The 22,250-nt window shown below is 71.4% G+C and carries 15 protein-coding genes; 6 read left to right on the top strand and 9 right to left on the bottom strand.

The features are described 5' to 3' along the window. Positions 1 to 16: 16 nt before the first annotated feature. Both QZW52_RS00230 and QZW52_RS00235 read right to left on the bottom strand, forming a co-directional pair. Positions 17 to 856 (bottom strand): TIM barrel protein, encoded by an 840-nt coding sequence (locus tag QZW52_RS00230; protein ID WP_293993834.1) that lies wholly within the window; start codon positions 854 to 856, stop codon positions 17 to 19. A 110-nt stretch (positions 857 to 966) separates the two neighbouring features. Next, a complete protein-coding gene (locus QZW52_RS00235; protein WP_293993835.1) occupies positions 967 to 1,599 on the bottom strand; it encodes a hypothetical protein in 633 nt (210 codons plus the stop codon). Between the two features lie 192 nt (positions 1,600 to 1,791). On the opposite strand from QZW52_RS00235, the gene QZW52_RS00240 reads away from it, so the two are divergent. Beyond that, on the top strand, positions 1,792 to 2,373 hold the full coding sequence (locus QZW52_RS00240; protein WP_293993836.1) for an SCO family protein: 582 nt from the start codon (positions 1,792 to 1,794) through the stop codon (positions 2,371 to 2,373). Between the two features lie 53 nt (positions 2,374 to 2,426). Then, positions 2,427 to 4,340, top strand: coding sequence for a multicopper oxidase family protein (locus QZW52_RS00245; RefSeq protein WP_293993837.1), 1,914 nt, complete (start codon positions 2,427 to 2,429; stop codon positions 4,338 to 4,340). 21 nt (positions 4,341 to 4,361) lie between these two features. On the opposite strand, the gene QZW52_RS00250 is transcribed toward QZW52_RS00245, so the two are convergent. Then, a complete protein-coding gene (locus QZW52_RS00250; RefSeq protein WP_293993838.1) occupies positions 4,362 to 5,984 on the bottom strand; it encodes a c-type cytochrome in 1,623 nt (540 codons plus the stop codon). 158 nt (positions 5,985 to 6,142) lie between these two features. On the opposite strand from QZW52_RS00250, the gene iolG reads away from it, so the two are divergent. Together iolG and QZW52_RS00260 are read left to right on the top strand one after the other, a co-directional pair. Further along, the gene (gene iolG / locus QZW52_RS00255; protein ID WP_293993839.1) at positions 6,143 to 7,138 is read left to right on the top strand and encodes an inositol 2-dehydrogenase; all 996 of its coding nucleotides are present in this window, start codon (positions 6,143 to 6,145) and stop codon (positions 7,136 to 7,138) included. Further along, on the top strand, positions 7,138 to 8,172 hold the full coding sequence (locus QZW52_RS00260) for a Gfo/Idh/MocA family oxidoreductase (protein WP_293993840.1): 1,035 nt from the start codon (positions 7,138 to 7,140) through the stop codon (positions 8,170 to 8,172). Before iolG ends, QZW52_RS00260 begins: the two co-directional genes overlap by 1 nt. A 31-nt stretch (positions 8,173 to 8,203) precedes the next feature. Here QZW52_RS00260 and QZW52_RS00265 read toward each other — a convergent pair whose 3' ends face one another. From QZW52_RS00265 to bcsD, 6 genes are all read right to left on the bottom strand, one after another. Next, a complete protein-coding gene (locus QZW52_RS00265) occupies positions 8,204 to 12,358 on the bottom strand; it encodes a cellulose biosynthesis protein BcsC (protein ID WP_293993841.1) in 4,155 nt (1,384 codons plus the stop codon). Further along, positions 12,355 to 13,644, bottom strand: a complete 1,290-nt coding sequence (gene bcsZ / locus QZW52_RS00270) for a cellulose synthase complex periplasmic endoglucanase BcsZ (protein WP_293993842.1) — start codon at positions 13,642 to 13,644, stop codon at positions 12,355 to 12,357. Before bcsZ ends, QZW52_RS00265 begins: the two co-directional genes overlap by 4 nt. After that, positions 13,610 to 16,006: a cellulose biosynthesis cyclic di-GMP-binding regulatory protein BcsB gene (locus QZW52_RS00275; protein ID WP_293993843.1), complete on the bottom strand. Its 2,397-nt coding sequence runs from the start codon at positions 16,004 to 16,006 to the stop codon at positions 13,610 to 13,612. The genes bcsZ and QZW52_RS00275 overlap by 35 nt, the downstream gene beginning before the upstream one ends. 65 nt (positions 16,007 to 16,071) lie before the next feature. After that, positions 16,072 to 18,222: a UDP-forming cellulose synthase catalytic subunit gene (gene bcsA, locus QZW52_RS00280; protein WP_434738249.1), complete on the bottom strand. Its 2,151-nt coding sequence runs from the start codon at positions 18,220 to 18,222 to the stop codon at positions 16,072 to 16,074. A gap of 144 nt (positions 18,223 to 18,366) precedes the next feature. Next, positions 18,367 to 18,804 carry a hypothetical protein gene (locus tag QZW52_RS00285; RefSeq protein ID WP_293993845.1) on the bottom strand — a complete coding sequence of 146 codons (438 nt, stop codon included), beginning with the start codon at positions 18,802 to 18,804 and terminating at the stop codon, positions 18,367 to 18,369. A gap of 52 nt (positions 18,805 to 18,856) precedes the next feature. Then, entirely contained in the window at positions 18,857 to 19,324 is a 468-nt protein-coding gene (gene bcsD / locus QZW52_RS00290) for a cellulose biosynthesis protein BcsD (protein WP_293993847.1), read from the bottom strand. A gap of 268 nt (positions 19,325 to 19,592) precedes the next feature. Here bcsD and QZW52_RS00295 point away from each other — a divergent pair, with 268 nt between their 5' ends. Together QZW52_RS00295 and QZW52_RS00300 are read left to right on the top strand one after the other, a co-directional pair. Next, complete coding sequence (locus QZW52_RS00295; protein ID WP_293993849.1) at positions 19,593 to 20,399, top strand: response regulator; 807 nt, start codon at positions 19,593 to 19,595, stop codon at positions 20,397 to 20,399. 15 nt (positions 20,400 to 20,414) lie between these two features. Then, entirely contained in the window at positions 20,415 to 22,241 is a 1,827-nt protein-coding gene (locus QZW52_RS00300) for an ATP-binding protein (RefSeq protein WP_293993850.1), read from the top strand. Positions 22,242 to 22,250 lie beyond the last annotated feature (9 nt).

Genomic DNA, 22,250 nt, shown 5'->3' on the forward strand with positions numbered 1-22,250 from the left:
CGCCTTGATGCCACGCTCAGGCGGCGTTGGCAAGGGCGGCGACGCCCGCTTGCAGGTGCGCCATGCTGGCGGCCAGACGCGCTTCGATGTCGGTGGCGGCGGCGATTTCCTCGGCAAACGGCTCGTAGGAGACGAAGCCGGTATAGCCTGCGTCCAGCAGCGTGCGCAGTTGCGGGATATTGCCCAGGCGGTCCTCGCCGCCGACCAGCACGCGGTGGCCGTCGCGCATGTCGGACACGGGCACGGCCGCGTCTTCCACGCCGGAGATGTGGACCAGACCGGTCCACGCGGGGAAGAACAAGCCTTCGCCGGCGAGGTGGTGGTGGAAGGTGTCATGCACGACGCGGAAGGTGCTGTCGGCGCCGATCTCCTCGAAGGCCCGCACGGCCTGCGACTTGCGGCGCACGGCGCATTCCTCGAAACCCAGCGGCTCGACCAGCCCGACCAGGCCGTGGTCGTTGAGGATCGGCTTCAGCGAGGTCAGCGCGTGGACCAGCGCGGCGTGGCGCGCCTCGGCCGTGCGCTTGTCGCCGCGGTTGTTCGTCGGGCACAGCACCAGGGCTTCGGCGCCGCAGTCGCGGGCGTATTGCGCCATGGCGATGGCTTCGGCTTCGCGCTCGGGGGTGAACTGCTCGAAACGCTGCAGCGCGTTGATCGAGCGGATCGTCAGGCCGTGGGCCTTCGCGATGGCGCCGATCTCGGTGGCCGGCACGCCGTCGCCGATCTCGATGTCGGGCAGGTCGTTGCGGATCTCGATGGCCGTTACGCCCAGGCGGCGCGCCATGGCGGCGAAGTCGGCGAAGCGAGCGCGCGGCACGGCCATGCGGTTGAGGGCGAAGTGGAGGGTCTGGGTCATGGGCGGTCTCGGTCTGTCTCGTTCGGTGGGGGGATCAGCTCCGGCACTCTAGGGACGCCTCGCACCGGCTGCAGCAGGCGCGTTGACCATTTTTGATCATTGCCCTGCGCTCAGGGCGTACCGGTGGCCGTGCGCTGGCGGCGCACCGCGACCTGCATGTCCTCGGGAAGCTTGCCGGGCCGGTCGGCGTCGCGCTGCACCAGCAGTTCCGCGGGGGCCAGGGCCGGCGGGAGCGGGCGGTCGCTGGCGCGCTGGGTGCGGGCTTCGGCCATCAGGCGTGCGGTGTCGGCGGCCGAGGTCACGCGCAGGCTGTACGGCGGCGGGCCGTCCTGCAGGCCGAGCGTGATCCCCTCGGCCGTGATCTCGCGCACCCGCAGGCCCGAACCCGCCACGGCCGAGCCGAGGGCTTGCGACTGCAGCCTGCCGTCCAGCAGCAGCGTGGCCAGCGGTGGCTGGGCGCTCGGAGCGGTGCCGACCAGGGCGAGGCCGGGTGGCAGGTTCGCGGGCAGCTCGGCGCCGGAGGGCAGCGTGCCGGGCATCGCCACCACGGGCAGCCCCGGCCCCGCGGGCGTGGCCGTCGGTATGGGTGCCGGGGTGGCGGTGTCGCCTGGCGCGGTGCGGTAGAGGCTGCTCCCGATCCAGACCGCGGCCCCGACCACCACGGCGAGTCCCGCCACGCCCCGCAGGGGCCAGGAGGTGCCGGTGGGCGTGGTGTGGCGTGGGGGTTGTCCTGCTGGCTTCATGGTGATTTCCTGGGGGCTTGACAGCGTTGTCCGTGGTTTCAGTGCTTCGATCAATTTTCAGCGATTGAGACGAATTTCGATCGCCTTAACCCCCTCTATTCCCGCTGCCGGCTTGAGGGGCACGGGGTGTTCAGGGGTTTGCACCGTCCTTTGGTCTTGTTAATATGAATCAAAATGTAAATTTGTAAACAAATGAAGACTTTTTTGTACCTGTTGACCCGCGTGCTGTCTGCTGTTCTGGCCGGTGTGCTGGCCACGGCGGCCCACGCTGAATCCGCCGCACCCTCGGGCGTGCGCCGCACGGAGCAGACCTACCAGGTGCCCGCCGTCAAGCTGCTGGCCGCCGATGGCCGTCCCCGGCTGCTGCGCCCGCTGCTCGACGATGGCCGGCCGGTGGTGATGACCTTCATGTACAGCTCCTGCACCACGGTCTGCCCCGTGACCAGCCAGGTGATCGACGAGTTCGTGCGCGCCCTCGGCAGCGAGGCGCGGCAGGTCAACGTCGTGTCCGTGTCGATCGACCCCGACCATGACACCGCCACCCGGCTGGCCGAACACGCGCGCAGCCGCGGTGCCACTGGCGCCTTCCTCACCGGCGATCCGCAGAGCGCCGAGACCGTGCAACGCGCGTTCGGCGCCTGGCGCGGTGACAAGATGAACCACGACCCGGTGGTCTTCCTGCGCGCGCCGGCCAGCCCGGTCTGGGTGCGGCTGGAGGGACTGGTGAGTCCACAGCGACTGCTGGACGAATACCGCCGACTCAAGCCCGCCTGACCTCCCGATTCCCCTTCCATCCCTGCCAACACACCATGCACGACCACCCTGACATGCCTTCCAGCCGCCGCCGTTTCCTGCGTTTTTCTGCCGGAGCTGCAGCCACCGCAGCCACGGCGGCGGTGTTGCCACTGGTGCCGGGCGTGGCCCGTGCGGCGGTGCAGGGCACCAACACCCGATGGGCCATGACCTCGGACCCGGCGCTGTGGCAACAGGCGTGGGCGCGGCGCTTCACCAACGTGCTGCCCAACCCGCTGGCGGCGGCGTCCATCTACAAGCCCACCGTTGGCGCCACCGACTACACCATCGGCGCGGGGCAGGCCACGGCGGACGTGCTGGGCGTGCCGGGCATCGCCACCACCATCTGGGGCTATGCCAACCAGGAAACTGGCCCGACCTTCCCCGGCCGCACGCTGCAGGTCAGCAAGGGCGTGCCGATCACCGTCCACTGGGTCAACCGGCTCGTCAACGCCAGTGGCCAGGCGCTGCCGCACATCCTGCCCATCGACCAGACGATGACCCTCCAGACGCCGACGACCGGCGTGCCGCTGGCGGTTCACCACCATGGCAGCAACTCGGCGGCCGAGTTCGATGGCGGTCCCGACCAGTGGGCCACCCCGCTGCGCCGCCAGACCGGACCCGGCATCACGGGCAACGCCGTGCAGGTCGGCACCGCCGAGGCCGTCACCTACGTCTACGACAACACCCAGGAAGCCTCGCTGCACTGGTACCACGACCATGCCGAAAGCCTGACCGGCGTGAACGTGCAGGCGGGTCTGGCCGGGCTGTACGTCGTGCGCGACGCCAATGAAAAGGCGCTGCAGTCCGCCTGGAGACTCCCGGCCGCGCAGCACGAGGTGGCGCTGGTGCTGCAGGACCGCACCTTCGACGCCCAGGGCCAGTTCGTCTACGCGTCCAACCCGGCCAACTTCGCGCCGCTGAACCTGCCGCTGTCGGGCGCCTTCCCGCCCGGCAGCCCGAGCCACATGCCCGAGGTGTTCGGCGACGTGATCCTCGTCAACGGCAAGGCGTGGCCCAGCCTGTCGGTGGAGCCGCGGCCCTACCGCCTGCGCCTGCTCAACGCCTCGGACTCGCGCTTCTTCACGCTCAGGAACTCGGCGCCGAGCTGGGTGCCGATGTCCGTCATCGGCACGGATGTCGGTCTGCTCAACAACCCCGTGCCGGTCGGCGCGGCGGGCCTGACCATCGCGCCGGGTGAACGCTACGACGTGGTGATCGACTTCTCGTGGGCCTGGCTCCTCGGGGGGCAGATCGACCTGTTGAACTCGGCGCCCACGCCCTTCCCGGCGGGCGGGCCGCCGTCGGCGGGGGCGGCGACGGTGATGCGCTTCAAGGTGGGTTTGCTGGCCAACCTGCTGGTGCCGAGGGCGGTCATGGGCAGTACCACGGCACTGCGCGGCAGCAACGGCACGGCACTGCTGCCCGCCGCACTGGGCGACACGGCGGCCACGCCCGTGCGCCGCATCCTGCTGGGCGAAGGCTCGGACGAGTACGGCCGCATCAACCCCATGCTCGGCGTCTACGACCCGACCGGCGCCAGCAACCTCGGCACCCAGGGCTTCAACGACCCCGTGACCGAGACGCCCCGCCTGGGCAGCACCGAGGTCTGGGAGTTCTGGAACACGACGCTCGACGCCCACCCGGTCCACCTGCATCTGGTCAAGTTCCGCATCAAGAACCGCCAGGCGTTCGATCCCGCCAACACGCAGCCGACGGCCATGCGCAATGGCTGGACTGGCGTGAAGCTCCTGCCGGGTGCGCCGCTGCTGGGGGCGGCCGTGGCACCGGCGGCTACCGAGAGCGGCTGGAAGGACACGGTGACCTGCCCGCCGGGGCAGGTCACGCGCATCGTCATGACCTTCGACCGGCCAGGCAAGTTCGTCTACCACTGCCACATCCTGTCGCACGAGGACCACGACATGATGCGGTGGTTCCTGGTGGCCTGATCGCCCTGCCGCAGGCGCCGGTCAGCGGTTGGCGTTGAGCACCGGCGACAGCGGCACCAGGGTCTGGTGGAGCGGCGGTGCCCAGCCCTGCATCTGGCCGAACTGGGCGGCGATGCGCTGGCCGGGTCCGAGCGACAGGCGCACGAAGCGGCCCGCCGCTGCCCGGTTGTTCACGCCCGATTCGAGCCGCTCCAGCACATGCTCGACCGACCACGCTCCGCGGCTGCGGCGCAGCGCATCGGTGAAGAAGAAGGCCGCGGCGTAGACCTCGCCCTGCAGCACGGTGGCACTGGCGGGGTCCAGCCCCAGCGTGCGCAGCCACGGTTTCAGGCCGGTGGCGGCGGCGGCGTGGAACTGCGTCGGGGTGTTCTGCACCGAGGCCCAGCGCACCTTCGGCCGCCACACCGCCGGCAGCCCCAGCGCGTCCAGGGCCTCCGGTGGTGCCAGGTGTGCGGACAGCCACAGCGAGGGCCGGCTGTCGTCGCCGGCCGCGCCGCGTGCCGCGAGCAGGGCGCCGACCTGCGGCGTGGCCAGCCAAGCCACCACCAGCTCCTGCGCAGCACCGAGCGGCTCACCCGGCGCCAGCGGCTGCACGCGCAGATCCCGCAGCCGCACGGGCACGGCACTGTCCGTCCGGGTCTGCAGCGCCTGGAACTCCCGCGCCGCTGCGGCCCCCAGTTCGGTGTCGAACCAGAGGTGCAGGCGCGACGGCGGGGTGCCCAGGGTGTCGAGCGCCCGTGCGGCCACGCGCGCTTCGGCGAGAACGCCTTCCGACAGGTAGAGCGTGTGGTGGCGCGGCTGGGCGGCGGTCGTGGGCGGCACCTGGTCGATCAGCGGAAACACGCAGGGCAGCGCCTGCGCTTCGCAGAACGCCTCGACCGGCGCCCATTGCGCCGCCCCGGCACCCGACACCACCGCGTACACCGGCTGCGCCCGCAGGTGCTGCTGCAACTGCGCGGCCCACTCGGCGGGTGGGCCGGTGAGGGTCCAGACATGCAGCGCCACGCGGACCTGGCCAAACGTCTGCTGGCGCGCCCAGGCCGCCAGCGTCGTCTCCACCGCCTCGCGCCGGTCGGCTGGCGCATCGGGCGTGACGATGGTGGCCAGGTGCAGCCGGGTGCCGTCCAATCCGCGGAGCACCGTGTCGCCGACCGGCCCGAGCCGCTCCAGCCAGGCCAGCAGATCGGCCACGGCCGCCTCGTCGAGGTCGTAGCGCGGCATCCAGGAACTCAACGCCTTGCCATCCGGGTCCACGCCGCTGCGCAGCGCGCGCGCCAGGGTCTCGGGGGTGTAGGCCGAACGGGATTCGACCCGCGTGCCGGGTGGTGCGCTGCCCGTGGCGGTGCGTCGGATAGTGAGCGGCTGGCCGGGCGCGAACAGGCTGGCGGCCGTGATCGGCGGAATGCGCAGCAGCCCCTCCTGGTCGCCCAGCCCGCTGCGCCGGTGGCACTGCACGCACGCCGCCGCCGTTCCCGCCATGTCCGGCGATTCCGCGCGGCGGGCCTGCAGGGCGCGGCCATCCTGGAGCCGGCCTTCGACATAGAGCGCCTGGCCGCGGGTGGCATCGGGTGCGGCGTGGGCCAACCCTGCGGCCAGCGCGAGCAGCACCGAGGGCAGGCAGAGCATGCGGTGGTGGGTCTTCATGGGCCGCAGTCTGTGGCGCGGTCCTGTGGCGTGATCGAGTAAAAAGATGTTCTATGGAAAACACCGATGGAAAATTTTTTCCAAAATAAGGAACCCATCGCTATAGTTCACCCCCGATTCACCACCCTGCCGCACCTTCCGTCCGCCTAGGAATTTCCATGAAAAACGTCGCCGTTTTCGGTGCTGGTCGCATCGGCCGCATCCACGCCACCAACCTCGCCAGCCTGCCCGGCGTCAACCTCCAGTTCATCTGTGATCCCTTCGGCGACAGTGCCAGCCAGCTCTCGCAGCAGCTCGGTGCCCAGGTCTCGACCATCGACGCCGTGCTGGCCGACCCGTCGATCGACGTGGTCGCCATCACCTCGCCCACGTCCACGCACTCCGACCTGATCACCCGTGCCGCCGCCGCCGGCAAGCACATCTTCTGCGAGAAGCCGGTGGATCTGTCGGTGCCGCGCGCCATCGCCTGCGGCGAGGCGGTCAAGGCTGCGGGCGTGGCCTGCATGATCGGCTTCCAGCGCCGCTTCGACCCCACCTTCAACGAAGCACGCACCCGCATGGACCGTGGCGACATCGGCAACCCCGAGATGCTGATCATCACCAGCCGCGACCCCGGCGCCCCGCCGGCCGAGTACATCAAGGCATCCGGCGGCATCTTCCGCGACATGCTGATCCACGATCTGGACGTGTTCCGCTGGATCCTGTGCGCCGACGGCGACGAGGCCGAGTGGCTGAGCGCCTCCGGCTCGGTGCTGACCGATCCGGCGATTGCCGAGCTGGGCGACTTCGACAGCACCGCGGTGACGATCCGCACGAAGAAGGGCCGCCTCTGCCAGATCAACACCAGCCGCCGCGCCGCCTATGGGTATGACCAGCGGTTCGAGGTGCTGGGTTCGGCCGGCATGCTGCAGTGCGGCAACCAGACGCCCAGCCAGGTCATCCAGTGGGACGCCAACGGCATCTCCAGCGACAAGCCCGAGCCGTTTTTCCTGCAACGCTACGCCGCGGCCTACAAGCTGGAGCTGGCGCACTTCTTCGAGTGCTTGCAGACCGGCGCGCCGTTCCGCACGACCGTCGCCGACGGCGTGAAGGCGCAGATCCTCGCCGACGCCGCCAGCGAAAGCGCACTCAGCGGCGAGCCGGTTCGCTTCTGATGGCCGCCGCCGCTGCTCGCCTGCGCGTCGGCATTGCCGGCCTCGGTCGCCTGGGCCGCCGTCACGCCGAAGCCCTGGCGTTTTCCACCCGCCACGTCGATCTGGTCGCCGCGTGCAGCCCGGTCGAGGCCGAGCGCGACTTCGCCGGCCGCGAGCTGGGCATCGCCGCGGACCGGCTGTACGCGGATTTCGACGCCTTCATCGCCGATCCCGGTCTGGACGCGGTCGTGCTGGTCACGCCGACCTCGCTGCACGCCGACCAGGCCATCGCCGTGCTGAAAGCCGGCAAGCACGTCTTCATCGAGAAGCCGCTGGCGCTGAACCTGCCCGACTGCGAGCGCGTGCTGGCGGTCGCGGCCGAGCATCCCGCGCAGGTGGCGATGGTTGGTTTCGTGCGGCGCTTCGATCCGAGCTACCGCAACGCGGCGGCGGCGGTCGAGGCGGGCGAGATCGGCCGGCCCTTCCTCGTGCGCTCGCAGACCTGCGACAAGAACGACCCGGACGGCTTCTTTGTCCGCTTCGCCCCGACCTCGGGTGGCATCTTCATGGACTGCAGCGTCCACGACATCGACCTGGCGCGCTGGCTGCTCGGCCGGCCGAAGGCGCTGCGGGCGTTCGCCACCGGCACCATCGCGCTGCACCCCGGACTGGCCGACTGCGGCGATGTGGACAACGGGCTGGCGATCGTCGAGTTCGAGGGCGGGGCGAAGGCGGTGTTCTACGCCTCGCGCACGCTGGCCCACGGGCACGAAACGACGACCGAGGTGATCGGCACGGCCGGCAAGCTGCTGGTGGGCGAACACGCAGCGCGGGACCGGGTGATCCGCAGCGACGCGGGCGGGGTGTCGCACGCGGTGCTTGGTGATTTCTACGAGCGGTTCGAGACGGCGTTCGCGCACGAGATGAGCGCGTTCGTCGCCGCCTGCCGCGGTGTCGAGCCGCTGACGCTCACGCTGTCGGACGCGATGGAGGCGACGCGGATCGGGCTGGCGATCACGCGGTCGCTGCAGTCGGGGATGCCCGAGGCGGTGTGACCCCCGCGACCGGGCACCGCCCGGTCAGCGGTCAGTACCCGGCCGGCCCCCCCGGCATCTGCAGGCCACCGCCCCCCAGCCCGCCCCGCGGCTCCAGGCTCAGGCGCAGGTAGATCGACCCCGTGCTCTGCGTGAACTGCGGTGCGCGTTCCACGCCGAGCCGGGTGCCGATGTCCAGGTGCCGGGTGATCTGGTATTCCAGCGCCCCGCCCAGGTTCAGCACCAGCCCCGCGTCGCTGCGGGCCGTGTAGGCAGCCGACGACACCCGCTGCTGCGCCGCCAGATTTTCCAGCGACGCCTGTGCGGCGGCGTCGGTCGGGAAGTAGGGCGCGGCGTCCTCGCGGTACGCCTGCAAGCCCGCCGAGCCTTGCAAGCCCCAGCTCAGTCGCCCGCTGCGCCCGATCCAGTTCACCGGCACGGTCAGTGCCAGCAGGTGCTGCGGGCTGAAGTAGCCGCCCTGGCCCCAGGTGTAGCCGCTCAGGTTGCGCCGGTAGTGCTGGTAGCCGAGGTTCATGCCGATGTCGATCTGCGAGTCGGGCAGCCGCTGCGCGTGCCAGAAGCTGCCGGCGCCCAGTTCGAGGCGGCTGTTGCTGGCGACGCGCTGGCCCGTCAGCGCATGGGCGCCGCCATAGCCGTAGACGCCGACATCGGCCTGCTCCCAGGCCACCTGCGCCTGCGCCCCGGTGGCGCGCACGCCGCCCCAGACCCGGCCCGTGCGGGCATCGGTCGTGCCGGCAAACGACAGCACGCTGTCCGTGACGGCCCGCCGCGAGGCGTCCACCGTCAGCGTCAGGTTCTGGGCGAACTCGTCGATGTAGCGCATCCCGCCCACGACATCCACCACCGAGAAACCGATCGGCGTGGTGCCGACATCCACCGCCAGCTTGCGCGTCTTCAGTCCGACTGCCACGCCGACCCCGGCGTCGCTCTGCGTCGGGGCCACCAGCACGCCGGTGGTGTCCAGCCCGAGCGTGCCGCTGCGGGCGCGCGCAGTCTGGCTGACCTGTCCGGCGCTGAGCACCACGGGCGTCACCTTCACGCTGACCTGTCCGACCGCCTCGATGGTCTTGCGGCCTTCGATCGGTGTCTGCACGAGGTCGAGCCGGCCCAGCCCGGACTCGCCGCTGCGGGCCTTGATCGCGCCGGCGAACTCGACGCTGGTGCGCCCGCGCTCGACCTGCACCTCGGCGAGTTCGTCCGCCAGGGTCTTGGGCGGGCGGGCCTGCGCTGCAGAAACCGGCAGAGCGGCGCTTGGCAGCGGTGCCGCGGCCAGCATGGGTACCGCTGCGGCGGTCACCACGGACGCTGGTGCCGGTGCCGGCTCGCGCCAGCGCAGCGAACGGCTGACGGCACTGTCCGCCGCCGGGCGGCTGGTGGGCTGGCCGGCGCCGGTGGGCGGCAGTTGGTCCAGGTTCGCCAACCCTTGGCCCAGACCTGTCCCCGGCCCATTCGGGTTGAACCCGCTGGAGGGCACCCGGTTCGGCACCCCCCCGACCGCCAGCAGCGTGCGCGAGCGGCCGTCCGCCGCGTGGGCCGCGAACGGGTTGCCGGCGAGGCGGGCCTGTCCCCACTGGAGCGGATTCGGCTGCTCGGCGGCGATGGCGGCGCGCAGGTACTCGGCCGCCTTGGTGAACTGGCCGCGGGCGCGGTGGTGGCGGGCGTACTGGGCGAGCACGGCGGGGCTGTTCGGCGCCAGCCGTGCGGCCTCCTGGAGCGCCATGGTGGCGGAGTCGTGGTCCTTCTGGCCATCGGCGGCACCGGCCAGGCCGAGCCAGGCGTCGAGCAGGTTGGGCTGTTTCTGCAGCACCGATTCGAACAGCGCCCGTGCCTGGGCATCGTCACCCCCCGCGCTGTAGAGCCGTGCCAGCGCCATCTGCAGGCGCGGTTCCTGCGGACGCTCCTGCAGCACCGGCGCCAGCGCCTCCCAGGCGTTGTAGAGGTCGCCGCCTTCACGCAGTTGGTCCGCCTGGCGCAGGGCCAGGGCGATGCGCAGCTCGTCGAAGTCGCGCCGCTGGCCGGCGGTCAGTGGCTGGCCGGCGAGCTGGCGCAGCACACCGGCCAGCTCCGCATCCTGCCGCGTCTGCAGCAGCAGCGCCGCGTGGCGCAAGCGCAAACCCGCACCGGCCTGCGGCTGCGCGGCCAGGGTGGCGCGGATGAGCTGCCCGGCACGGACCTCGTCGCCCAGGTCCAGCCGCGCGCCAGCGACGGCGCCGACGAGGTCAGGGTCTTGCCCGGCCGCCGTTTCGGCTTCCACCAGCAGCGCCTCGGCCTGCCAGCGTTGACCGGCACGGGCCTGTGCCACGGCGTCGGCGGCCTGGGCCTGGATGGCGAGCCGGCGTTGCAGGCGGCCCATCTCGGTGGTGCGGGCGCGGGCGGGCACCTGCTCCAGGCTTTGCAGGGCACCGAGCCAGTCCTTCAGCTCCGTCTGCAGCAGGGCGCGGGCCAGCAGGGCCTCGCCCGGGTGTGCCGCCGGGACCACGAAGGCATCGACCTGCGCACTGGCCGCCTCCGGGTGGTTCTGGCGCATGAGCAACTGGCCCAGCGACAGCCGCACCCACGGCGACGCCGGAGCCAGTGCCACGGCCTGCTCCAGCAATGCCTGCGCGCCGGCCAGATCGCCGCGCTGCTGGGCCAGGTCGGCCTGCAGCCGCATCTGGCCGGCCTTGAGCCCGTTCTCGCCACCCAGGCGGGCGAGCACTTCAGTGTCCATGCGCTGCACCAGCGCCCGCTGCGGCTCCGTGCGGCCGGCGGCGCCGAGGACGTGGTGCAGCCCGGCGTTGGCGCGCAGGTGGCGGGCGTCGGTCTGCAGCGCCGCGCGGTAGGCGGCGTCGGCGGTGAGGAACTGGCCCTGCTCGGCCAGCAGGTCGCCGAGCAGCACCTGGCCCTCCGGCTCTTTCGGGTCGGTCTCGACGGCGCCCTTGGCGAGGCGCGTGGCGCGGTCGAGGTCGCCGACCTGGCGGGCGGCCTGGCCGTCGTGGACCGCCTGCCAGTGCATGGCGGAGCGGTAGACCGGCTGCCAGCGGGTGCCGTTGGTGGCGGCGCTGGCGCGGCCGAGCAGCTCGCCGGCCTCGGCGAAGCGGTCCTCGCGCATCCGCACGATGCCCAGGCCGGCGAGCGCGTCGGTGTCCTCCGGGCGCTGGCGCAGGGCGGCGTCGAACCGCAGGGCGGCGGTCGGGGTGTCGCCGTTGTCCAGCGCGGTGAAGCCCTGGCGGGCGAGTGGCGACAGGGCGGGCGCGGCTGGCTTGCGCGGGGTGGCCTTGCTGTCTGTGCGGGCGGTTGCGGTGGCACGGCCCGTACCGGGTGCCGTGCCTTTGGGCAGCTCGCCGAGCCGGGTGCGCAGCTCGGCGTCGTCGCCGACGGTGGCGAGGTACTGGCGCAACAGCGGTGCATCGGCGGCGCGGGTGTCCAGCCACACGAGTGCCTGCCGCCACGCGGCGCGGGCTTCCTTCTGCACGGCGGCGGGGGTGCCGTCCTGGGTGGACAAGGTGGTCAGCCGCTGGATGGCGTCGCGCCGGGTCGGCTCGCGGTAGCTCAGGTGCTTGGCGTGGGCGAGGGCCGGGCCGGCCTGTCCGGGGGCGGATTGCGCCAGGCGCTCCAGGCCGCGGCGTGCCTCGTCCCAGCCTTCGCGGGTGCCGCCGAGCGTCTGGTAGTACTCGACCGCGAGGTCGTCGCTGGGCGGCTGGGCGCCGAGGGCCTGCTTGTAGGTGCGTGCGGCGGCTTCGGTCTGGCCGGCCTGCGCATATTGGCGCGCGGTGGTGATGAGCGCCTGGTTCGAGGTCTGGGACTGCACCTGCTTGGCCAGCGCGCCCAGCCCCGGATGGTCGGGGCGCACCTGGCGCAGCCGGTTCAGGTAGGCGCTGGCTTCGTCGAAACGCCCCGCTTCGACGCTCTGCGTCGCCAGCCCGTACAGCGCCTCCGGCTGCCGCGGATCGACGCCGAGCAGTTTCTGCCAGGTCTGGCCGGCCAGATCCGCCCGGCCGCGCTGCTGCCAGTGGCGGGCCTGCTCGACCAGGGGCTGCACGGTCGCGGCCTGCGGAGCGTCGGGCGGCGCGGAGGCGGTCGCGGCGTGGGCCGTGGTCGCCAGCCCCGCCATCAGGCCCAGGCAGGCCAGCGCAACCAGGGTCGGTGCCGGACGGTGGAAGAAGCGGTCGGAGGACAGGGTGGTCGGGGTGGACGGGTGCGTCATGGGGTCGGGCAGCGGGGGGTCGAAGGAGTGGGGGTGCGCTGCAGCCGACCGTGGCGGTCGCAGCGCCAGCGTTGCTGCAGCCAGCCGGTGCTGAACAGCGCCAGGGCGTGGTCGTAGTAGCGCAGACGGGTGCCACTGGCGCAGGTGGCGGCGAGCCGCTCGGCCAGGTGCTGGGCGCCGGCGCAGTCGCCCAGCGCGGTGAGATAGGGTTGCAGCGCGGCGGTGAAGCCGGGCGGGGCGGTGCCGCGGGCCACGCTGGCCGGGTCTGCGCTGGCCGGGGCGCGGGTGGCCAGGCGCTCGGGCAGGGTGGCGGCGCGGGTGTGGCGCTGCATGCCCGCGAGTCCTTGCAGCAGCGCCGGCTTGAGCGGGTCATCGGTCGGGGCGACGCCGGCCCAGAGGTAGCAGCGGATCGCGTCGTAGCTGCCGGTGTCGCCCTGCTGCGTGTCGGCGGTCCAGCGGCCCCGCAGCGGCGCGCTGTGCTGCACCGACCAGGTGGCCCAGTCGGGGGCGAGTCCGTGTGGCGCCATGCCGGCCAGCGTGCGCGCGGATTGTTCGGCCAGCGCCGTCCACGGTCCGCCCGGATCGGCGCTGGCCAGCCCGCGCAGCACATGCAGCGGTGCGTAACTCGGGTTGAAGCGCCACTGCAGGCGGTCTTCGCTGACGAAACCCTGCGGACCCGGCAGCAGCATGGTGCCCAGCCCCGGCACCTCGGCGACCTCCTCGGCCCGGATGCGCGCCAGCAGCGCCCGGCCGTCCGTGGCCAGCGCGGGCGCGTTCCAGAGCCGGGCGGCCTCGATCAGCGTCCAGGCGAGCCAGAGGTCGGCGTCGCTGGCGGCGTTGGCGTCGAGCACGCCCCAGCGGCCATCGCGCTGGCGGCCCCACTGCCAGGCGGGCAGCCGCGCGGCGAAGTCCCCACTGCAGAGGTTCTGGCGGGTCCACTGCAGCACCCGGTCGAAGCGCGGGCGGTCGTCGGCCACCAGCGCGAAGAACAGCGCGTAGGACTGGCCCTCGGAGGTGCTGACACGGGCCTCGGTGTCGGGGTCGAGCACGCGGCCGTCGGGCTGCAGGAAGGTGCCGGCGAAGCTGCTCCACAGGGCATCGAAGTCGTCGCAGGCCAGCCGCCGCACGGGCGCCGCCGACGATGCGGCCGGGGCCGGCGCGGCACAGGCGGCGCTCGCGAGTGCGCCGACCCCACCGGCCAGGGCGCCGAGCCGCAGCAGCAGCCGCCTGCGCTGCGGCTGCCCCGGCGGCTCAGGCCGATGCCCCGGCATGGCGGCGCAAGGCATGGCGCTGGAGCAGCACATAGATCACCGCCGACAGCGCCAGCAGTCCCAGCATCAGCACCGCCCACAGCAGCACCGGCCGGTCCGAGAGCTTCCAGCGCAGCCAGCTCAGCCACGGCAGGTCGCCGCTGGCGTAGGTCGGGTCGGCGCGGAAGGGGGTGATGCGGCCGGATTCCTCGAACAGGGTGACGTGGCCGTGGATCTGCGCCAGACGGTCGCTGTCGAGCAGGGCGTCGGTGATGAAGGACAGGGCGGCGGGGGTGGTGGACATCAGACCCACGACGCTGCGGTTGCTCGCCAGCGGTGACTCGAAGCCGACCAGCGCCGCTTGCGGGTCCGTGCCGCGGAACGCCAGGGCGTCCAGCGGCGGGAGGTCGCCGCGTTGCCAGAGGGCGCGCAGCCAGTGCAAGCCCTCCGGCCAGATCCACTCCGTGGGTGACAACGACAACAGGCTGAAGCCGGCGTGTGCGTTTGCCGCTCGGGACGGGTTCGCGGCGGCAGCACGCACGGCGGCCAGGTCCTGGAAGGGCATCGCGCCCGCCCAGTCGGCGAACAGGCGCTGGTTGCCGGCGCTGCCGATGACGATCAGATCCCGGTCGGCCACCTGTGCCACGCCGCGGGCATGCACCACCTGCACCAGCCGCGCCGACAAGCCGGTGGCCTCGCCGGCCCGGCCCATCAGGGTCAGGAAGGCGTCGAGGTCTTCCCGCGAAGGCTGGTCGGGCAGGACCACGGCCGTTTCGGCCAGATCGGCCAGCCGGGTGTATGGGTGGGTGGTGTTGGCGAAGGCGGCCAGGTCCGGCAGGGGCAGGAAGTGCGGCGCGCTGGAAAAGTCGATGGTCGAGTTGCCGTCGAGCACGCTGCGCGGGCGGTCCAGTGCGGCATCGGCGCGGCCTTCGCGCAGGCACTCGCTGGCTTCGTCGGCGACGCCATGCTCCAGCGCCACCTCCAGGCGCGCGTAGGACTGCGTGCCCAGCGTGGCCACGGGGATGCGCAGGTTGCGGCGTGCCGAGCGGGTCAGCGCGTCGTCGCGCTCGCCGCGCAGGCTGCGCTGCAGGTTGTCGAGCCAGCGCGCGGTGACACTGGGTTCGAGCCGCTCGTCGAGCTGGGTCGTGCCGTTGAAGCGCACTTGCAGGGCCGCAGGGGCATCGTCCGGGCGGGCTTCGTAGCGCATCCGCAGATCGACCTGCACCTTGCGCTCGCGCCACGGGAACAGGTCGGGCGGCAGCCGCATCGGCACGCTCACCTGCAGCGGCCGGGTGTCGCGGGTGGTCAGCGCGGCGGTGGAGACCAGCTCGTCCAGGCGCACGGGGCGGTGGGTGGGTGTCCAGTGCGGGGCGTCCCAGGCGCGGCGCGGCGCGGCGTCGGTCAGGCGGTCGATCAGCGCGCTGCTGCCGTGGCCGGGCAACTGGCCGCGCACGAGGGCATCGGCGGCGCGGCGCAGTTCCTGTCCGTCGCGGCCGAGCAGGTAAAGCACCTTGTGCTGCGGATCGTCCGGGTGTGCGGCCAGCGTCACCGACGCGCCGGCGATCGGCGGCAGGACCACGCCGGGCGGCGCATCCTCGGGGGTGGCGAGCACGATGGCATTGCCGCTCGGCAGGCGGTCGCGCGCCTGGACCCGCACGCCCCGGTAAGCCGACAGCGCACCGAACCAGGACGCGACATTGCCCGCCGCCTGCAGCGTGGCGTCGCTGGCCCGCGGCGAGAGCACCAGCGTCAGCGCGTTGCGGCGCGGGTCATGCGGATCGAAGAAGGGTGCGGGCAGCAGCGAGAGATCGTCGGCCAGCGGCAGCGGGGCCATCACCAGGTTCAGCGACGAGGTCAGGGCGATCTGGGCCCACAGGCCGGCGCTTTCTGCGGCAGTGCAGTCGATCGGCTCGGTGAACTGCACGGTCAGCTCGTTCTGGTCGAGCACCAGGCGCGGGTCGATCGTGACCGTGTGGCGGGTGCCACGGGGACCGGCTGCGGGGGCACTGGCCGCGGTGGCGGTCGCGGCAGTGGCCTCCAGCCGGCTCACCAGTTCTCCATTGAGCCGCACCTCCAGCGCCCCGACCCGCCCGGCCAGCATCGGCGACTGCGCCAGATCCAGCTTGAGCACGGCGGACGACACCACCTCATCGGCCCGCAGCGCGAAGTGGAAGGGGTGGCGCGTGTGGCCGCGCTTGAGCATGACGGCATCGCGCTGGCCGAGCTGCGAGAAGGGCAGGACGAGGTCGCGGCCTGGTGTGGCCGCCACCGCGCTCGGCCATGCCCATGGCCCCCCCAGCGCGAGCGCCAGCGTCAGCAGCGCAGTCCCTGCCCGGCGGGCCACTGGGTGCCCTGTGCGCAATCGGCGCACCCGCGCCGTGTCGGTTCTCTTGTCCATCCCCAGCCATCCTTGTTGTGTCGCGTCAGGCCATGCCGTGCCGTGCCGCTGTACCGTGCTGTTGTTCAGGCGCGCACCGAGGCGGGCCGGCGTGGCGGTGCCGCGTGCTTCGATTTCCAGCCGAACACCTTGGCGCAGCCCCGCACCCCCAGGCCGATGATCTGCCGCAGCGCGTGGGCCGGTCGGTCGGGCGCGTGGCGGGTGGCGTGGTCGATCCAGGCGTCGGCGCGGGCGAAGGTGATCTCCACCAGGTCCATCTGCTGCTGCAGCGTCATCGGGTCGAAGCGCAGGCCGTGGTGCTCGCCCTGGCGGAACACGATCAGCGCCGAGAACAGCGCGGCGTGGTCGCCCCGCAGCAGCGCCAGCGTCACGGGGGTCTGCTCCTCCAGCATCACGCCAGGGGGCAGCCGCACGCGCAGGCCGCCTTCCGAGAAATCTTCGGTCTCGACGTGCCAGACGCGGCCGTCGGCGGTTTCCATGCGCGCCGGGATGCCGAACTGCACGCGGTGGGACTGCCGGACCTGCCGGGTCTCCGACGCCGCTGCCGCCGCTGCGCCCAGGATGACGAGGTTGTAGAGCGTCCACAGCATGTTGAGCAGCACCGTGTCCAGTTCATGCGTGTTCCACCAGAACAGCCGCGCGATGCCCACCACGAAGCCGACCAGGTTCAGCGACAGCAGCACCACATACGGCCGCGCGATGCCCCAGTCGAAGAAGTCGCGCTCGATGTAGCCACCCTTGGCGGTGACGTTGAAGCTGCCGGCCTTGGGGTCGATCAGCGCGAGCATCGTCGGGCGGAAGATGTACCAGGCCAGCACCGCCTCGTAGACCTCGGCCCAGAACGAATGCCGGAACTTGCCCTGGGTGCGCGAGTTGACGAGGTTGGCGTGGACCAGGTGCGGCAGGGCCATCGCGGCGATCATCACGGCCGAGGCGTGGATGACGTGGGCGGCGAAGAACAGGTAGGCCAGCGGCGCGGTCAGGAACACGAGCCGCGGCAGGCCGTAGAAGAAGTGCAGCATCGCGTTCGAGTAGCACAGCCGCTGTGCCCAGGTCAGGCCCTTGCCCCACAGCGGACAGTCGGTGCGGAAGATCTGTGCCATGCCGCGCGCCCAGCGGATGCGCTGGCCGACGTGGGCGGAGAGGCTTTCGGTGGCGAGTCCGGCGGCTTGCGGGATGCCGATGTAGGCGGTGTTCCAGCCCTTGCGGTGCAGCTTCAGCGCGGTGTGGGCGTCCTCCGTCACGGTCTCGATCGCCACGCCGCCGACCTCCATCAGCATGTCCCGCCGCAGCACCGCGCAGGAGCCGCAGAAGAAGGTGGCGTTCCAGAAGTCGTTGCCGTCCTGCACCAGTCCGTAGAACAGCTCGCCCTCGTTGGGCACGTTGCCGAAGGTGTCGAGGTTGCGCTCGAAGGGGTCGGGCGAGAAGAAGTGGTGCGGCGTCTGCAGCATCGCCAGCTTGGGATCCTTGTAGAACCAGCCGAGCGTCATCTGCAGGAAGGAGCGCGTGGGGATGTGGTCGCAGTCGAAGATGGCGACGAACTCGCCATCGGTGCGCGCGAGCGCGGCGTTGATGTTGCCGGCCTTGGCGTGGCGGTTGTCGCTGCGGATCACCCACTCGATGCCGACCTCCTCGGCGAAGTCGCGGAATTCCTCGCGCCGTCCGTCGTCGAGCAGGTGGATGCGCAGCTTGTCGAGCGGCCAGTCCAGCGCCATCGCGGCCAGCACGGTCGGCTTCACCACCTTCAGCGGTTCGTTGTAGGTGGGGATGAACACGTCGATCGTCGGCCACTCCTCCACCGGCATCGTCAGCGCCACCGGACGGCGTTCCAGCGGCCAGATCGTCTGGAAGAACCCCAGCACCAGCACCAGCCACGCGTAGACCTCGGCGGCGATCAGTCCGCTGCCGAAAAACAGGTCCAGGCCGTTGTCCATCTGCAGCGTCTCGGTCATGCGCCAGTAGAGGTAGCGGCTCGACACGGACAGCGAGATGAAGGTCAGCAGCAGGGTGACGAACCGGCCCGGCGAGCGGTTCAGCAGCAGCGCGCACACAAAGCACAGCACGCCGAACACCACCTGCTCCCACAGGTCGAGCGGCACCGAGATGACCGTGACCATCAGCAAGGCGCCGCTGAGCAGCATCGCGAGCTGCAACGCCCGGTACTCCCAGGTGTTCCAGTGCCAGCCGGCCGTGCGCCAGGCGCCGACCGGTGACATCAGCGGGCGCGCCGCAGCGGGCGGGTGGTGGAGAGAAGACAGATCCGGCGATTCGGCCATGGCGGGTAGGAAGGTCGGACAGGCAGACAGATCCCGCTGTCGCCGCGCACAGCGCGCGCACGGCCAGCAGCGGGGCGGAAGGGATCAGCGGGTCAGGTAGCCCGACGTTCGGGTCGCCAGGCGACCGAACAGGCGGTCCAGCCGGGTGGAGGGGGCTGCGGTACCGGGGGTGGTGCCGGTGTCGGTCGGACGGGACGGTGGGCTGCCATGGCCGGTGGCGGTGGCGGCGGGCGGCTCGCTCGGGCTGGCCAGTCGGTGCAGGATCGACGAGAGCGTCGACGGCCCGGTCTGCGTGTCCTGGCCCACGCGCAGCACCCGCGGCAGCTCGCTGGCCGATGGCGGCACCGCAGGCACCGGCTCCGCACTGGCGGCGAGCGCGGTCAGCGCCGGATCGACCGTGCGGCCCATCGCCGCGCGGCGCACCGCTGCCCGCGAGGCGTTGTACTTGGCCAGATCCTGGTAGATGCCGGCGTCGTGGCCCAGCGTCTTCAGCAGGTTGTGGATGTCGTCACCGTTGTTCATGGAAAGGCTCTTGCTCGTGCTGCGACAGGACAACTGGGCCTGATGCGCCGGATCAGGCGGCCAGGGCAAAAACGTACACGGGTTCGGCGCTGGCGGTGTCGGTGGCGATCTGCTGCACGCGCAGGCGGTCGCCTGCACCGGCCGCCCGCAGCCACTGTTCATACGCCCCCTCCAGTACCGCCGGGGACCACGCGCGGCTGCCGGACCCGAAGGCGGCTTCGATGGGGGCGCAGTGGTGGACAATGCGCAGCGCATCATTGGTATCGTTGAGTTCCACCCAGCCCCAGTCCATGCCGGCCCAGACGCTGTTCATGGCGGCTTCCAGGTCGGGCAGCAGCTCCAGCGTGGGCAACGGCGCGTTGCGGGCCATCGAGGCACCGAGGCGGCGCATGAGCGCGCGGGACTGGTCGGGTTCGATCCGGGTGTTCATCTCATGCGCCAAGGCCCCCAGGAAGGAGCGCCACTGCGCAGAGCACCGGTATCGCAGGTGATAGTCATGATCGGATTGCGGACGGTTCATCGGCGATTGATCTGCAAAAACCGGTTAAAGTAAGCAAAATTGTGCAAAATTACACTTATTCGGGGGATGGTACCATGGTGAATATTGATGTATTGCAAACACTTTCATTCCGTTGCAGTTTGTGGCGAATGCGGAATGCAAGCTGAATCCAGGGTGAACATTTCCGGTTTTTGCACTCCCTCTTGTGGGGGACACAGACTGCGCTTGAGGGGGTTGGCGCGCCGCTACCATCGATCTGCCGTGACTGCGGTGCTGTCTGGAGAGTTCGATGAAGGTACTGCTGATCGATGACCACCCACTGATCCTGTCGGCGATGCAGAGCGTGATCCTTGGCCTGGGCGCCAACGTCGAGGCGCTGGGGGTGGAGACGGCGGCCGAGTGCCGTGCGCTGTTGCGGCAGGACTCGGATTTCGACCTGGTGCTGCTCGATCTGCACCTGGACGACGCCAGCGGCTTTGACGTGCTGGACGAGTTGCGGATGGGCTATCCGGCGCTGCCGGTGGTGGTCGTGTCGGCTTCCGACCGGGCCAGCGACGTGATCCGCGCCATCGACTCGGGTGCCATGGGATTCGTGCCGAAGCGTGCCAGCAACGAGCTGCTGTTCGAGGCGCTGCACCTGGTGATGTCCGGCGGCATCTATGTCCCGCCCATGACGCCCAGCCTCGGGGACTCGGCGCTGTCCACCGGCTTGTCGGGTGCGGGTGCGGGTGTCGGGCCGCTGATGCCGGGTTCGCTGGGTGCTTCGGTGGAGGACGACCGGCTGGCGTTCGGTGGCCACCGCGCGGCAGGCCGCCGTGTCGGAGAGGTGGCCGAGCGCGACGCGGCGCTGGACCGGCTGGGCATGACGCCGCGCCAGCGCGAGGTGCTGGCGCTGCTGCTGGATGGCAAATCCAACAAGATGATCGCGCGGGATCTGGCCATTTCGGTCGAGACGGTCAAGGACCATGTCGCCGCCGTGCTGCGCACGCTGGGCGTCAACTCGCGCACCCAGGCGGTGCTGGCCGTGGGCCGTCTGCATGCACCGGCAGGCAGCGACACCCGTGGCACCGGGCTGCGCGGCATGGTGCTGCGCTGAGCAGGGGCGGCTCCGATGAACTCCCCTGCGTCGGATGCGCCGGCCGATCGGGTCGGCGCGCTCTATGCGCAACTCCCCGCCAGCCTGCTCGGCCAGGCGCTGGCCATGGCCGCGATCGGCCTGCTGTTCGTGGTGTGGCCCCAGGCACAGGCACAGGCGCAGGCGCAGGTGCTGCGTGTCGGCACGTGCTGGTTGCTGCTGGCGCTGCTGGCCTGGGCCTGGCGCTGGCGGCTGCACCGCTGGCACCAGACCCAGCCCGCGCTCCAGGTGTCGGACTGGCGGGTCTGGTGCCGCCGCTGGGCGCTGTCCACGCTGGTGTGCGCGGGGGTGTGGGCGCTGGCGGTGCTCTGGCTGTACCCGCTGGGCACCGATTGGCAGCGTGCCGGGCTGCTCGCGCTGCTGGCGTGTCTGGGCATCGGCTCGGCGGCTGCCGGGCATGGCGCCACGCGGGCCGGCACCGCGCTGGTGGCCGTGGCGACGGTCTGGCAACTCTGGGCCACGCACACCGGCTCCCACTGGGCCGGCACGCTGGCGGTGGTGGGTGTCTGTGTCGGCATTGCCCTGGTGGGCCACCACCAGCGCCAGGACTACCTCCGGCTGCTCTCGTTCAAGCACCGCTCCGAGCGGCTCGCCGCGCTGCTCGCCGCCGAAAAAGACATCGCCGAGGAAGCCAGGCTCGACGCCGAAGCCGCCACCCGTGCCCGTACCCAGTTCTTCACTGCCGCCAGCCACGACCTGCGCCAGCCGCTGCACGCGCTGGTGCTGTTCACCGAGTCGCTGCGCCTGCGCAACCGGGACAGCGCGCTGGAGCCACCCATCGCCAGCATCGGCGAGGCGGTCGATGCGCTGGAGGCGCTGTTCGACAAGCTGCTCGACCTGACCAGCATCGACAGTGGCGCCATCGTGGTCGAGTCCAAGCTGTTCCACATGCGCGAGCTGTACGCCCGGTTGAAACTCCACTTCGAGCCGCAAGCCTTCGACAAGGGACTCGGGCTGGACTTCGTGGGCGGGCGCCACGCGGTGCGGGCCGATCCGCTGCTGGTGGAGCGCATCCTGCGCAATCTGGTGTCCAACGCCATCCGCTACACCGAGGACGGCGGGGTGCTGGTGAGCTGCCGGGCGCGCGCGGGGCGGCTGCTGATCCAGGTCTGGGACACGGGGCTGGGCATCGATGCACGGCTGCTGCCCAGCATCTTCGACGAGTTCTACCAGGTCGTGGCGGCGCGCGGGCCGGACAACTCGCCACGCAAGGGACTCGGACTCGGTCTGGCGATCGTGCGGCGGTTGGCGGAGCTGCTGCAGGCACCGATCAGCGTGCGCTCGCGTCCTGGGCATGGCACGGTGTTCAGCCTGCTGCTGCCGCTGAGCAGTGCGGCACAACCGGGGGAGCTGGCGGAGCTTGCTGCTGCGCCATGGGCCACGACACCGACCTGGACCGGGCCGACGCTGGTCGGGCGGCATGTGGTGCTGGTGGGTGCCGAACTCGATGCCGGTCCCGACACCCCCGGTGCCATGCTGCAGCACTGGGGCGCGCAGACCAGCGCTTTCTGCCACGCGGCGCAGGTGCTCGACTGGTCGGCCAGCCAGGCCCGGCTGCCGGATCTGGTCCTCATCGGCCGCATGCCGGCACACGAACGCGGTGGGGTCGATCTCGTGCGCGCGCTGCGGCAGGTCTTCGGTGCGCCGCTGCCGGCCGTGCTGGTGAGCGACGGCGAGGCCGATCTGGGCCATGGTGCCGAGCCGGACATCCACCTGCTGGCCCGCCCGGTGGCGCCCAACCGGCTGCGCGCCATGGTGAGCTTCAAGCTCTCGACCCGTACAATCTCGCACCCCGACCTGTAGGCACTGTAG

It is taken from the genome of Sphaerotilus sp. (genome assembly GCF_013299175.1).
GTDB lineage: Bacteria > Pseudomonadota > Gammaproteobacteria > Burkholderiales > Burkholderiaceae_C > Sphaerotilus.